We start from the raw sequence: 12,174 nt of genomic DNA on the forward strand, positions 1-12,174 counted from the left end.
GCAAAGAGGTTTTAAGTCTAAAATTCCCAGCCAAAATAGAGGCAAAAGTAAGCATAGATGTGTCTTCTTGCTTAGCGTGGAACGATACGATTTGTTATAATTGCCAAGATGTATGCAAATTTAGAGCGATTGACTTTTTTGGCGTTTTTCGCCCTGTTATAAATGAACGCTGCACGGGATGTGCGCAGTGTCTTGAGGTGTGTTTTAAAAATTCTATCAAAATGGAGGCTTTATGAAAATTCTACTCGCTTTTTTAGCGCTTTTAAATTTGGCTTTTTCTCTTGATATCAAAGAGCCTTACAAGATCATAGAAGCGCATTCTAACGTTATAAGTTCCTCGCTAATAAACGACAAACTTTATCTTGGTACCGACAGCGGTCAGGTAAATATCTATGATATGAAAAGCGAGGAGTTTTTAGAGCCTATAGTTTTACCAAAGATAAAGACGCATTTTACCGATGATGAGTTTGCAAAAGTATTTAGCATAGATGAGCTTAACGGTGTGCTGATGGTGCTAAGCGAGACGAGTTATGGCAAAAGACTTTTGCACGTTTATGAGATGATTGACGGTAAAAGAGTAGAGACTAAAACTATAAATTTAAATAACGAATCAATCAAAAAGGCTCTATTTTTAGATCCAAAGACAGCTATTATCGGCTCACTTAGTAATGAAATTTATTTTTTAAATTTAGAAACGGGCAACATCGACTTTAGCAAAAAATTTTCCATAGCGTCGCTATCTGACTTTGAACTTAGCGAAGATAGAAGCAAGATCGCCGTGGGGTGTGAGAGCGGGATAGTTTATATATTTGACGCTAAAGAGCGCAAAGTGCTAAACGAGCTTGGCTTTCATAAAGATAATATGTATGATATAGAGTATAAAAACGGTGCTATCGTTACAGGCGGAGTGGATAGACATGCAGGAGTTTATAGCGGCGGTAGTATCGGCATGATGAGGTCAAATTTTTTAGTCTATGCGGTAGGTCTTAGCGATGACGGCAAGCTTGGAGCATTTATGAGTGATGATTTAAGCGATATAGACGTATTTGAAGTAAACAGTAAGAGAATTTTAGCAAGGCTAAAAACTATGCAAAGCACGATAAGTGGCATACATTTTTTAGATGATAGTTCTCTTATAAGTGTTGCTTACGAGAAAAAAGTAAAATTTTGGAGATTTAGATGAATATTTCAAGTGTGATAGTACATGTAAAAGATGAAAATTTGATAGACGATATCTTAAATTCGCTTCGTAAAATGAGCCAGTGTGAAATTATTGCTTATGAAAACGCAAAGATAGTAGCGCTTATAAGCGTAGATAATTTTGAAGACGAGCTTGAGACTTTTAAGGCTATGGAGCGTATAAACGGAGTTGCCGGAGTTGCGATGGTGTATAGCTATCAAGAGGACTTGGAGGGCGATTTACAGAGGCTAAAAGAGAGCGGCAAACTCAGCGAAGTGCTTACAAACGATGATATGCAAGCTCGTGATATAGTTTATAGCGGTAGCGTTCACCATAAGGTTAAATAGCTTAAATTTAACCTTCTTTTTATTCAAATCTCTACTAAAATCAAAAAATCTAACCTCAAATTCAACGCAAACTATATAAAATATTAGAAAATAAAATTTTAGGAGCTTATAATGGCCGTGAATTTGAGTAGATTAAAAGATCTTTTTATAGAGATTAATTCTATAAACGATTATAGTTTCGGCGACGGAATGAGCCGACTTGCTTACACTTCTCAGGATAAAACCGCGCGCGAACTGTTTATAAAGCGCTGTCAGGAAGCAGGTCTTAGCGTAAGAGTGGATGCGATAGGCAATATCTTTGCAAGGCGCGAAGGAAGCGAGCCGAATTTACCTGCAATTGCCTTTGGGTCCCACCTTGATACGGTTATAAACGGCGGACAGTTTGACGGAATTTTAGGCGTGCTTGGCGGACTTGAAGTAATCCGCTCGCTAAATGATGAAAATATCAAAACAAAACACTCTCTTGAGTTAATCGTGTTTGAGTGTGAGGAGTCAAGCAGGTTTAATATCGCGACTCTTGGCAGTAAGGTAATGTGCGGTAAGCTAGGATATGAGAATCTAAAGGATGTCAAAGACTTTACGGGACGTGAAATAGGCGAAATTTTTAGCGAATTTGGAATAGATATAAAAAGGATCGAAGAGGCTAAAAATTTAGAACCTAACTACAAAAGCTTTTTTGAAATTCATATCGAGCAAGGACCGCTTCTTGATAATGAAAAAATTCAAATCGGCGTAGTAAGCGCAATCGCTGCGCCTCATAGATTTAGCGTGCGAGTTATCGGGCAGCCTCAGCACTCAGGAACTACTGCTATGAAATACCGAAATGACGCACTTTGTGCGGCGGCTGAGATAATACTAGCAGTTGAAAAGATAGCAAAAGATAATTCTCAAAATAGCGTAGTGGCAACTACGGGTAATTGCTCCGTAAAACCGGGCGTGATGAACGTAGTGCCGGGAGAGACGACGCTGCTTATTGATCTAAGGGGTATAAATTTGCAAACCCGTGAAGATGCCTACGCTCAGATAATCTCGCATATAAACAAAATAGAAGAGAAACGAGGCGTAAAATGCGAGATAAAGCAACTCGGTTTTGATACTCCATGCAAGCTTGACGAGAGGCTTATAAATTTGATAGCTTCAGAGGCTAAGGGGTTAAATTTAAGCTATGAGATAATGCCAAGCGGAGCAGGACATGACGCTATGCATATGGCTGAAATTTGTCCTACCGCGATGATATTTATCCCTTCAAAAGACGGAATCAGCCATAATCCTGCAGAATTTTCTAGTTGGGACGATATAGAAAATGGGCTAAATCTTTTAAAAAGCGTGATCTTAAAAGAGGCTGAATAAATTAAAAAATATATTAAATATAGTAATAAAACATAGAATAAGGAGAAGTTATGCAAATAAATTCCGTATCAAATAATTTCAGTTTTTATGGCTTTAATCAAAACGAAAATACATCTAAATTTAGGGATTCGGTTTCAAATTTAAGTGCTATACAGATTACAAATAGCTATTTTTCTGATTTTCAGAATAAGGCTTTTGAACAGAGTGGCTTAAATTTCAGTATACAGTCAGCAGTGGATTTTGGCTTTTTCAATGAAGTAGCAAAAAGCCCTCAAAGACTAGAGAATATCTTAAAAAATATCGACTATAAGTCTATCGGTTATTTTGGTAAGGATATATCTTCTTTATCGCAAAATGAAGCTAGCGATCTTGTGAGTGAGAATGGATTTTTTGGTATCACAAATACAGCAAACAGAATAGCTGATTTTGTGATAAATGGCTCCGGAGGAGATCTTGAAAAGCTTCAAGCCGGAAAAGATGGTGTATTAAATGGTTTTAAAGAAGCTGAGCGTATGTGGGGAGATAAACTTCCTGAAATTTCTCAGCAAACCATCCAAAAAACTTTGGCTGCTATAGATCAGCAGATTGCCAAATTGGGCGGCAATGTACTTAATGTCCAGGCTTAGCCTTGTATCGATTCTGATTTTACCTGTATTTTTTGGAGGATGCACACAGTTTTTTTCTTTTACAAAAACTATTCCGCCAAAACAAACAGAAAAGCAAAATCCTATTTTGACCAAAGAGCGGATGATAAAGGGCTTCATAAGCGATCTTGTATATTCCGAATCAGGCTGGTGCTATACTATAAATAGTATTGATACCTCAAATAATAAGCTTGAAAGCGGTGTATTTTGTGGCGATAGTCATGAGTTCTCTTACGGAGATCTTGTTTATACAATTATTATAGACAATAGGATAAAAAAGATGCTTCTTCTACAAAAAGAGTATGTAAAAGCAGAAACTAAATATAAAAAATTGGATTCTATAGGGTTAAAAAAACCTATACTAAAGCGTTATAACAAGAAAAAGATAACTGAAGTGCCTAAATCAGAGCAAATCAGATTTGATTAGCCATTGATTTACCGAAGTAATTTATAATTCTTTCAAGCAATCAAAGTTAGAACTCCTTTTAAGGGGGCAAGACAAAGCTCCCTTTTTTATTATTCTCAGTTACTTTTTGTAATTTTTTTGTTTTTATTTTTTAAAATTTTAAATTTTTTTGTAAATTTAGACCATTTTTTAGGTTGTTTTTTTAAGAAAAAAGTCTTCAAAACTCATTATTATAAAATTAATTATCAAAAATTAATATTTTATTTTGTAATAAAATGCTTTACATAAGCCTATTTTAGGGATTAAATACACATTATAATACAAAACTTAATTAACAACTTTTTTATAAAATAGTTTAAGTTATTTTGCATTTCATTTATGTTAATATTGCCACTATAAACAATTTTAATTCAAAGGGGTTTAAATGAAATTGACTAAAATTAGTTTAGCGGCTTTGGTTGCTTTAGGTGCTTTCTCAAGCGTTGCAAGTGCAACTCCACTTGAAGATGCTATTAAAAATGTAGATCTTTCAGGATATGCAAGATATAGATATACAAACGATTTAACAGACAATAACGGCAAAAAAGATGATAACGGAAGACATCAGTTTAAATCTATATTCTCTTTTAAAGCCGCACTTGACGATAACTTCTTCGGTGTTTTAAGCTTAAGATACGGTTCTGACGACAGTAGCTCAGGATATGCTAATACTGCCGATATAACAGATACGGAAAGCACTTTTGGAGTTCAAGAGTTCTATCTTGGATATAAGGTTGGCAATACTACTGTAACAGCCGGCAAACAAGTAATGGGAACATACTTTACAGACGACTTGGCTGGCACAGGTATAAAAATTATGAATTCTGATATACAAGGTTTAACACTTGCTGCTGTTGCATTTGATGCGATTGAGACAGGTGGAGACTTTGACGGTAACCTAAAAAATACACTTCCTGAAGTTCCAAACGTTTATGGTTTGGCAGCAATGGGAAACTACGATCCATTTAGCTTTAAACTATGGTGGGCTGGTCTTGAAAATATAGCTAATCTATATGCTGCAGATGCTGGCTTAAAATTTGATTTAGGAGCCGCAAAAATAGGATTCCAAGGACAGTATGTACAAAATTCAGCAAAAGATAACACATATTCTGATGGTAAATTCTATGCATTAAAAGGCGATGCTAACTTTTTTGGATTTAATGTAAATTTAGGTTATATAAACTTTGAATCAGATGATGCCAATAAAGTATCTTTCGTAACAATAGAGGATAATGGTAAATTAATCAATCCTGCAAAACTTCTAAATTCTGTAATGAACAGCGGTAAGCAATACTACAACAATATCCAAGATGAAAACAAATATTGGTTCTTAGGACTAGGATATAAGATGGATAAAGTTTCTTTGTATGCGAACTATATTGATGGCGAAGGCTTTAGTCACGCCAAAGGATTTGGTAAAGATGCTGACAGAAAAGAGTGGAATGCCGGCGGTGCTTACAGATATAGCAAAAAACTTGTATTCTCAGGATTCTATGCGGCAGCTAAAGAAGAAAAAAATAACCTAACAAGCAAGAGAGATAGAATTAGATTTGAAACTAGATGGAATTTCTAATTTAGAGTCTATATTTTAAAATATGATATAATCCCAAGTAAGAATTTCTTGCTTGGGATTTTTAAATTTAAAACAAAGGGTTTTAATGAATTGGTATAAAATTTCATTTTTGGCATGTTTTATTTCTATTTTTGGCCTGAATGCAGATGAGCCAAGCTATATATTTGAAGCTAAAGGCGAATTTGCGAAAGAGCTAAAAGCTCTTGTTGAAAAATATTCCAAAGATGAAAATATAAGTATAAATGTTTATGAAAAATCTAAAGAGCAAGATAGGAGCGGTAGGTTTTTAAATATAGGTATCGATAGCAATAAAAAATATAGTCTAGAAAAGGGAAAGGAATTATATACTAAAAATTGTGCTAGATGTCACGGAGAGAACGGAGAAAAAAGAGCCTCTTACGGATCTGAAAAACTTACAAAACTATCTGCTGATGATATAGAAGTTGCGTTTTCTGGTTATCTAAACGATCCTTCTTACGGTGGTAGCACTAGGGATATAATGAAGTCTATTGCCGCAACAACTACATATAATGAACTTGGAGATATTATTGTATTTTTAAAAGGTGTTGATGCTTTAAAATATAAGCATAGCCAAGATGAAAATACAGATGTCGCAACTACTCCTAACCAAGGTAGCTATTTAAGATAAATTCTTTTAAAATTATACATTTAATGTTAATATTTTATATGGTATTAATACCATATAAAATAAATGTTATTTTAAAATACCTGTTTTTAGTAAATGATTGGTAATTTTTTTAAATTTTTTTATCAAATTTAAGTTATTAAAATGAATTTTTATGATAATATGTGTCATATTTTAAATTTTAAAGGAGTTTAAATGAAATTAACAAAGATTAGCTTGGCAGCTTTGGTTGCTTTAGGTGCTTTCTCAAGCGTTGCAAGTGCAACTCCGCTTGAAGATGCTATTAAAAATGTAGATCTTTCGGGATTTGCAAGATATAGATACACTAATGAAAAAACTACTCCTGCAGTAGGAGATAAAGAGACTGATGCCGGACATCAATTTAAAATGCTTACAACTTTCAAGGCAGCACTTGATGATAACTTCTTTGGCGTTTTGGGTTTGAGATATAGCACTACTGATGGTTCTGGATCAACAAACGGAGACAGGACAGACACAACCGATACTTTTAGAGTTAATGAATTCTACCTTGGCTATAAAAGAGATAACACAACAGTAACTCTTGGTAAGCAGATAATCGGTTCATACTTTACAGATGACGAGGCTGGAACCGGTATTAAAGTCATAAACACAGACATTAAAGGTCTAACACTTGCGGCTATAGCATTCGATGCACTTGAATATAGCGGTGAAACAGACTCTGCTATACCACAAGTTGCTTTTAGCAACAACCTTTATGGTGTAGCTGCTATAGGTTCTTACGATCCTGTAAATTTCCAACTATGGTATGCAATGCTTGTTGATGTTGCGAATGCTATAGCTGCCGATGTTTCATTTGGCTTTGATATTAGCGATGATGTCAATTTGGGTCTTCAAGCTCAATATGGAAATGTTGATGTAGATGATAAAGTATCAGCCTTGTATAAAGATACAAACTTTTATGCGACAGAGGCAGCTGCAAGTATTTTTGGCGTAGATCTTTCATTGGGATATATAGGCTGGAAAGTTAAAGATAAAGCAAAAGGTTTCTCAACACTTGAAGATCAAGGTTCATTTATAAGTTACGGAGAGCAGACTTTTGATTATACCGATCTTGAAGGAAGAGGTAATTTCTGGTTTGCTACTGCCGGCTATGGATTTGGTGATTTTGGTATAGCTGCTGAGTATATCAAAGGTGACATAAAAGACGATGCCGATAAAAAAACAAAAATGGAAGAGTATGTGGGAAGATTCTCATATGACTATAGTTCTAAGCTAGTATTTGAGAGCTGGTATTCACATGCAAAAGCTAAAGTTGATTCAAGTAAAACAAAAAGTGATGCCTTTAGATTTGAGGCTAAATACTCATTCTAATGATTCTAATATTCTGGGCGATTTTTCGCTCAGAATAAATTTCTAATACACACAAATAAAATATAAAAATTTTAAACAAGTAGTAGTAAGATTAAAAATGATAGAGCGAAAGCTTCCGCCCTATCGGAGAAAAATTACGCAAGTGTTGCGTTAAGCATCCATATGGCTTTTTCGTATTTTGCTATATTGTCTTCAGCTATAGCTACAGTAGTGCTATCGCCTTCTGCAACTTCTGCAAGCTTTTTTAATTCAGCCAGAAGGTGCTCATACTCTGCTAAAATTCCCTTTAGAACTTCTATCGGAGTATAGCTGTCTTTGCCTGCAGGCTTGATATGAGATAGTTTGTTTAACTCTTCAGGTTTTGTTATAGCTTTTCCGCCTAGTTGGATAGCTCTTTCTGCTACTTCATCGAAAAGTTCCGCTAATTCGTTATAAGCTTTTTCTGTGTATTCGTGAATGCTAAAAAATTGAATACCTTTAACATTCCAGTGATAGTCATGAAATTTGATAAATAACGCATGAGCGTCAGCCTGAATTTGGTTTAGTTGTTGAATTACATTTGACATATTGTCTCCTTTATTTAATTTTTATAGTGAAATTATAGCAAAGAAATCTTAAATAAAAATTATTTCTAAATAATAAAAATTATTATTTAGTATATAGTTAATTAAATTATACAGCTTATTTGTTAATCAATAGACATTTAATATAATATTTGTTAAGAAATCTTAGTATGAAATTTTAAAAATTATTTTTGAAGCATAGTTTTTAAAATTCTTTTTCCTACTTCTACTCCGGGTTGATCGTATGTGTTAATTCCTAGCATTATCCCTGTAGCAGATGTTAAAAGCTCGTAATAATATATGAGATAGCCTGCATGCCACTCATCAAGCCTATCTATGCTTATTAGATCTACACTTATTCCCTCTTGAATGAGAGCGTGCGTGGTAGCATCGCATTGTGCATTTATTAAGTCTGATAGGCTAAGGTCATTTGCAAAATTACAGGCTTCAAGGTTGTTTAAATTTATATTTGGTGTAGTAATTGTCGAGTCATGATCTAAAATTTTTATAAAAGTCACGGTTTTATCTTTTATTCCATCCATTATTAGTTGCAAAAAGCTATGCTGATCTCTTGAGCCAATTAGCCCGACAGGTGTCAGTCCATATCTTTTAAAACCTTCTTTTTTTCCAAGGCTCTCAGCCCATAGCTGAACATACCAATCATTAAATTCCAAAAATCTATCAGAGTAGCTAAAAATTACATTTATTTTTGCATTTTTATGTGTTGCATAATGATATGCTTTATACATTAAAGTATTATCGTTTTCTTGTAAAAACTGCTTTTTGCATTCAATTGCCCCGTTAAGAAGAGCTTTAGTATCATATCCACAAAGCGTCAAAGGCACAAGTCCAATCGCACTTAATACACTAAATCTACCACCTACGTTTTTAGGAATATTAAATAATGATATATTGTTTTCTTTTGCATAAAATTCAAGTGGAGAGCCAGGGTCTGTGATAATGAGAAAATTTTTGTTTAAATTGCTAGGTTTAAAGCAGTCAAGAATACATTTAAAAAGAGTAATAGTCTCTATCGTGGTGCCTGATTTTGAGCTTATGATAAATAGAGTATCGTTAAATTTTAGTTTATCAAGTAGCTTTTCAAAGCTAAATGGATCAACGTTATCTAAAAAATATAGCTCTTTGCTATCGGGCTTTTTTCTTGACTTGAGAAGGCATTTTAGAGCCTTAACTCCAAGAGAGCTCCCTCCTATGCCTACTAAAACTATATTTTTTATATCTTTAAATTTATTTTCAAGCTTGTTTATAGAGGTCAATATATCGCCTCCTAGTTCAGGAAGATGATAATACCCTATATCGCCACTTTCAAACTCCTCATTCATACGTTTCGCATACGATTTTATAGCCGATATAGGTGTTTTTTCAAAGAAAAGATTATTTTTTACCATCTTTATGAAGCTCGTAAAAGAAATTTGTGGCCTCTACAAATCCTGCAACACTTCCGCAGTCAAAGCGTCTGCCTTTAAATTTATATGCCAGCACCATGCCGTTTTTAGCCTGCTCTTTTAGCGCATCAGTTATTTGAACTTCTCCGTTTTTGCCGGGCTTTGTTTGCTCCAAAATTGAAAATATATCAGGTGTTAGTATATATCTTCCGATGATGGCTAAATTTGTAGGTGCCTCTTCGACGCTTGGTTTTTCCACCATGTCATCAACCATTATAAGGTCATCTTCTATGTATCTGCCACTTACGATACCGTAGTTGCTTACTTTATCTCTTGGTATTTCCATGACGGCTACGATAGAGCAGCGATACTTCTCATATATCCTTACCATCTGAGTAAGAACTCCTACACCTTGCTCGTTGATACAAAGATCATCAGCCAAAACAACGCCAAAAGGCTCGTCTCTGATAAGAGTTTTGCCTGTATGTATCGCATTTCCAAGCCCTCGCATGCTCTCTTGGCGAGTAAATGAAAATGTGCATTTTGCCATCAGATCGCGAATTTCGGTTAGCAAATACTCTTTATTTGTGCCTGAAATTTGGTGTTCAAGCTCGTAGCTGATGTCAAAATAATCCTCCAGCGCTCGCTTGCCACGACCTGTGATAAACGCCATATTTTTCATACCTGCTTCTAGCGCCTCGTCCACTCCATAGTGAATAAGCGGTTTTGTAAGTATCGGAAGCATCTCTTTTGGCAAGGATTTGGTCGCAGGTAAAAATCTAGTACCGTATCCCGCAGCCGGGAAAAGGCAAGTTTGTATCATAAATTTCCTTTTTTAAAGATATTTTAACCAAGGCTTACTAAATGCGAAATTAAGATAGCTAAATTTGAGTGTAGTTTGCTAAATTTTACAAACAAAGAAGGTGGGGGAGAGGGATTAAACCCCCTTAAATGCAGCTTTTGCGTTAGCTATATCGGTTTCATCCGGATGGCTTGCAGCAGCAGCCCATCTTGCTTCGCGCTCAGGCGTGATAGGATGAAGCGCTTTATCTCCTGCTTTTGCAGCCATTTCGCGCATCTGCTCGATAAGTTTTGGATCGATCGCACCTTGGCAGATAAATTCGCGCAAAATTTTATTGCCGTTTTGCTCTAAAATTTCTCTACCGACTTCAAGCATCTTTACTCCGTGCTCGCCTTCAGGCTCGGCTCCAAGAGTTATAAAAAGACCTACATTTTTATTTTTAATCTTTTCTTTTATGTAGCGTTTAAAATGGGCGTCAGGACCGCCCTTATCTACATAAAAGCCAACCGCTACGAAGTCAAATTCGCCCAAATCCTTAACGCACTCATCTTCAAAGCTAACCGCCTTACATCCGATCTCTTCTGCTATGGCTTCGCCCACTTTGCGCGTATTTCCAGTTAGTGAGCTATAAACTACAACTTTTTTCATTCAAAATCCTTTCTTGCTATTTTTGATATTTCAGCCGCCATAGTATTTCCCCAAAATACTCCTTCAATATTTAAGGTTGCACCATGATCGTTAACTTTCATATAGTCGTGTTTTTCGCAAAGTTTTAGAAAATCTTTGATCTCTTCAAGAGTAGTAGGCTTTATATATTGACTCATATCGCTAAATTTTACATTTGGATATTGGAAAAGACTCATAAATTTTCCGAAATTTCTTTGCGTTTCATTTGTCTTTGTGATCATTTTACGCTCTTTATTCATCGCAAACATCGAGTAATTGCCAAGCCTGCCGCCTGCTCCAAATCCTATAGGAAGAGTATCTTCTCCTTTGTGTCCAAGACGAATATATTTATACTCATCTCTGTTTTTTCTATTAATCTTTGTGTGTTCTAAAACTTCGTAATCTCCGCTATCAAGAAGAGAATTTGCAAAAGCGTGATGAAGCTCTTTGTCAGTTTCAAGGCTGTAGTAGTCAGGCGAAATTTCTTTAGATAGAACAGATCCTTGACTAAACATTAATGAGTAAAAACTAACGCTGTCTATTTTGAGCTCTTTTACTATTCTTGCGTCTTCAAGCACCTCTTCTACGGTTTCACCAGGGTAGTTGTATATAATATCTATGCAGACGAATTTATCAAAATTATCTCTTATTTGTTTTAGTCTCTTAAGTGCCTCTTCTTTGTCAAATACTCTATTTAGAAGCTTTCTGCCATCATCTGAAAAGGTTTGAACTCCAATACTAAAGCGATTTACTCCAAGACTATCAAGTAGTTTGAGCTTCTTTGGACTTAGGTTGTGCAACGTGCTTTCAAGGCTAAATTCGCAAGTAGGAGAAATTTTAAAATTCTTATGTATTGCGTTTATTATCGGATCTAAATGCTTCTCCTTTAGCACCGTAGGAGTTCCGCCGCCAAAATATACAGATTCTATATTTTTGGCTTTCATATATGGAAATTTGCCGAATTTTTCAATTTCGCTTAGTAAAAATTCAGTATAAGTATCAAGCTCTCCTTCAAGTTTGCTTCTATTCATCGAGCAAAACGAACAGATATTATCGCAAAACGGTATATGAAAATATATAATACCGTCTTTACGCTCAGGAGTGCCTTGTAAAAATTCAAAAAGCTCTTCCTCTGTTGCCGGAACAGGCTTGCTTCCGCCTCCTCCAGTATGATGTCCCTTTATACGTTCTTTAAACAT

At 35.2% G+C, this 12,174-nt stretch carries 14 protein-coding genes; 9 read left to right on the forward strand and 5 right to left on the reverse strand.

Annotated features, from left to right (window positions below; all coding sequences use genetic code 11):
- From CDOM16190_RS08745 to CDOM16190_RS08785, 9 genes are all read left to right on the forward strand, one after another.
- A partial coding sequence (locus CDOM16190_RS08745; protein ID WP_170020194.1) for a 4Fe-4S binding protein occupies positions 1–236 on the forward strand: 236 nt, incomplete at its 5' end.
- Positions 233–1,183, forward strand: a complete 951-nt coding sequence (locus CDOM16190_RS08750; protein ID WP_170020196.1) for a WD40 repeat domain-containing protein — start codon at positions 233–235, stop codon at positions 1,181–1,183. The genes CDOM16190_RS08745 and CDOM16190_RS08750, both read left to right, overlap by 4 nt.
- Positions 1,180–1,527, forward strand: coding sequence for a chaperone NapD (locus CDOM16190_RS08755; protein ID WP_170020198.1), 348 nt, complete (start codon positions 1,180–1,182; stop codon positions 1,525–1,527). The genes CDOM16190_RS08750 and CDOM16190_RS08755 overlap by 4 nt, the downstream gene beginning before the upstream one ends.
- A gap of 111 nt (positions 1,528–1,638) precedes the next feature.
- The gene (locus CDOM16190_RS08760; protein ID WP_170020200.1) at positions 1,639–2,877 is read left to right on the forward strand and encodes a Zn-dependent hydrolase; all 1,239 of its coding nucleotides are present in this window, start codon (positions 1,639–1,641) and stop codon (positions 2,875–2,877) included.
- Positions 2,878–2,927: 50 nt separating this feature from the next.
- The gene (locus CDOM16190_RS08765) at positions 2,928–3,503 is read left to right on the forward strand and encodes a hydrogenase-4 component G (RefSeq protein WP_170020202.1); all 576 of its coding nucleotides are present in this window, start codon (positions 2,928–2,930) and stop codon (positions 3,501–3,503) included.
- Positions 3,490–3,948, forward strand: coding sequence for a hypothetical protein (locus CDOM16190_RS08770; protein WP_170020204.1), 459 nt, complete (start codon positions 3,490–3,492; stop codon positions 3,946–3,948). Before CDOM16190_RS08765 ends, CDOM16190_RS08770 begins: the two co-directional genes overlap by 14 nt.
- A 403-nt stretch (positions 3,949–4,351) precedes the next feature.
- Positions 4,352–5,539: a major outer membrane protein gene (locus tag CDOM16190_RS08775; protein WP_170020206.1), complete on the forward strand. Its 1,188-nt coding sequence runs from the start codon at positions 4,352–4,354 to the stop codon at positions 5,537–5,539.
- Between the two features lie 85 nt (positions 5,540–5,624).
- Entirely contained in the window at positions 5,625–6,188 is a 564-nt protein-coding gene (locus CDOM16190_RS08780; RefSeq protein ID WP_249321612.1) for a cytochrome c4, read from the forward strand.
- Positions 6,189–6,380: 192 nt separating this feature from the next.
- Positions 6,381–7,538, forward strand: a complete 1,158-nt coding sequence (locus CDOM16190_RS08785) for a major outer membrane protein (protein ID WP_170020208.1) — start codon at positions 6,381–6,383, stop codon at positions 7,536–7,538.
- A gap of 134 nt (positions 7,539–7,672) precedes the next feature.
- On the opposite strand, the gene CDOM16190_RS08790 is transcribed toward CDOM16190_RS08785, so the two are convergent.
- The 5 genes from CDOM16190_RS08790 to CDOM16190_RS08810 all read right to left on the reverse strand — a co-directional run bounded on the left by CDOM16190_RS08790 (position 7,673) and on the right by CDOM16190_RS08810 (position 12,174).
- Positions 7,673–8,104, reverse strand: a complete 432-nt coding sequence (locus CDOM16190_RS08790) for a Dps family protein (RefSeq protein WP_170020209.1) — start codon at positions 8,102–8,104, stop codon at positions 7,673–7,675.
- 182 nt (positions 8,105–8,286) lie between these two features.
- Positions 8,287–9,510, reverse strand: coding sequence for a glucose-6-phosphate isomerase (locus tag CDOM16190_RS08795; protein ID WP_170020211.1), 1,224 nt, complete (start codon positions 9,508–9,510; stop codon positions 8,287–8,289).
- Positions 9,497–10,330: a UTP--glucose-1-phosphate uridylyltransferase GalU gene (gene galU / locus CDOM16190_RS08800; protein ID WP_170000886.1), complete on the reverse strand. Its 834-nt coding sequence runs from the start codon at positions 10,328–10,330 to the stop codon at positions 9,497–9,499. The genes CDOM16190_RS08795 and galU overlap by 14 nt, the downstream gene beginning before the upstream one ends.
- Before the next feature lie 114 nt (positions 10,331–10,444).
- Positions 10,445–10,957, reverse strand: coding sequence for a flavodoxin family protein (locus tag CDOM16190_RS08805; protein WP_169973175.1), 513 nt, complete (start codon positions 10,955–10,957; stop codon positions 10,445–10,447).
- Positions 10,954–12,174 (reverse strand): radical SAM protein, encoded by a 1,221-nt coding sequence (locus tag CDOM16190_RS08810; protein WP_170020213.1) that lies wholly within the window; start codon positions 12,172–12,174, stop codon positions 10,954–10,956. The genes CDOM16190_RS08805 and CDOM16190_RS08810 overlap by 4 nt, the downstream gene beginning before the upstream one ends.

Origin of the sequence: Campylobacter sp. RM16190, assembly GCF_012978835.1 — a bacterium.
Taxonomy (GTDB): Bacteria; Campylobacterota; Campylobacteria; order Campylobacterales; family Campylobacteraceae; genus Campylobacter_A.

What these genes read in the sequence shown, in the direction of transcription:
- CDOM16190_RS08795 (WP_170020211.1), bottom strand. Translation starts at nt 9,510, where the DNA reads ATGGTAAAAAATAATCTTTTCTTTGAAAAAACACCTATATCGGCTATA.
- CDOM16190_RS08755 (WP_170020198.1), top strand. Translation starts at nt 1,180, where the DNA reads ATGAATATTTCAAGTGTGATAGTACATGTAAAAGATGAAAATTTGATA.
- CDOM16190_RS08810 (WP_170020213.1), bottom strand. Translation starts at nt 12,174, where the DNA reads ATGTTTAAAGAACGTATAAAGGGACATCATACTGGAGGAGGCGGAAGC.
- galU (WP_170000886.1), bottom strand. Translation starts at nt 10,330, where the DNA reads ATGATACAAACTTGCCTTTTCCCGGCTGCGGGATACGGTACTAGATTT.
- CDOM16190_RS08790 (WP_170020209.1), bottom strand. Translation starts at nt 8,104, where the DNA reads ATGTCAAATGTAATTCAACAACTAAACCAAATTCAGGCTGACGCTCAT.
- CDOM16190_RS08780 (WP_249321612.1), top strand. Translation starts at nt 5,625, where the DNA reads ATGAATTGGTATAAAATTTCATTTTTGGCATGTTTTATTTCTATTTTT.
- CDOM16190_RS08765 (WP_170020202.1), top strand. Translation starts at nt 2,928, where the DNA reads ATGCAAATAAATTCCGTATCAAATAATTTCAGTTTTTATGGCTTTAAT.
- CDOM16190_RS08775 (WP_170020206.1), top strand. Translation starts at nt 4,352, where the DNA reads ATGAAATTGACTAAAATTAGTTTAGCGGCTTTGGTTGCTTTAGGTGCT.
- CDOM16190_RS08785 (WP_170020208.1), top strand. Translation starts at nt 6,381, where the DNA reads ATGAAATTAACAAAGATTAGCTTGGCAGCTTTGGTTGCTTTAGGTGCT.
- CDOM16190_RS08805 (WP_169973175.1), bottom strand. Translation starts at nt 10,957, where the DNA reads ATGAAAAAAGTTGTAGTTTATAGCTCACTAACTGGAAATACGCGCAAA.
- CDOM16190_RS08760 (WP_170020200.1), top strand. Translation starts at nt 1,639, where the DNA reads ATGGCCGTGAATTTGAGTAGATTAAAAGATCTTTTTATAGAGATTAAT.
- CDOM16190_RS08770 (WP_170020204.1), top strand. Translation starts at nt 3,490, where the DNA reads ATGTCCAGGCTTAGCCTTGTATCGATTCTGATTTTACCTGTATTTTTT.
- CDOM16190_RS08750 (WP_170020196.1), top strand. Translation starts at nt 233, where the DNA reads ATGAAAATTCTACTCGCTTTTTTAGCGCTTTTAAATTTGGCTTTTTCT.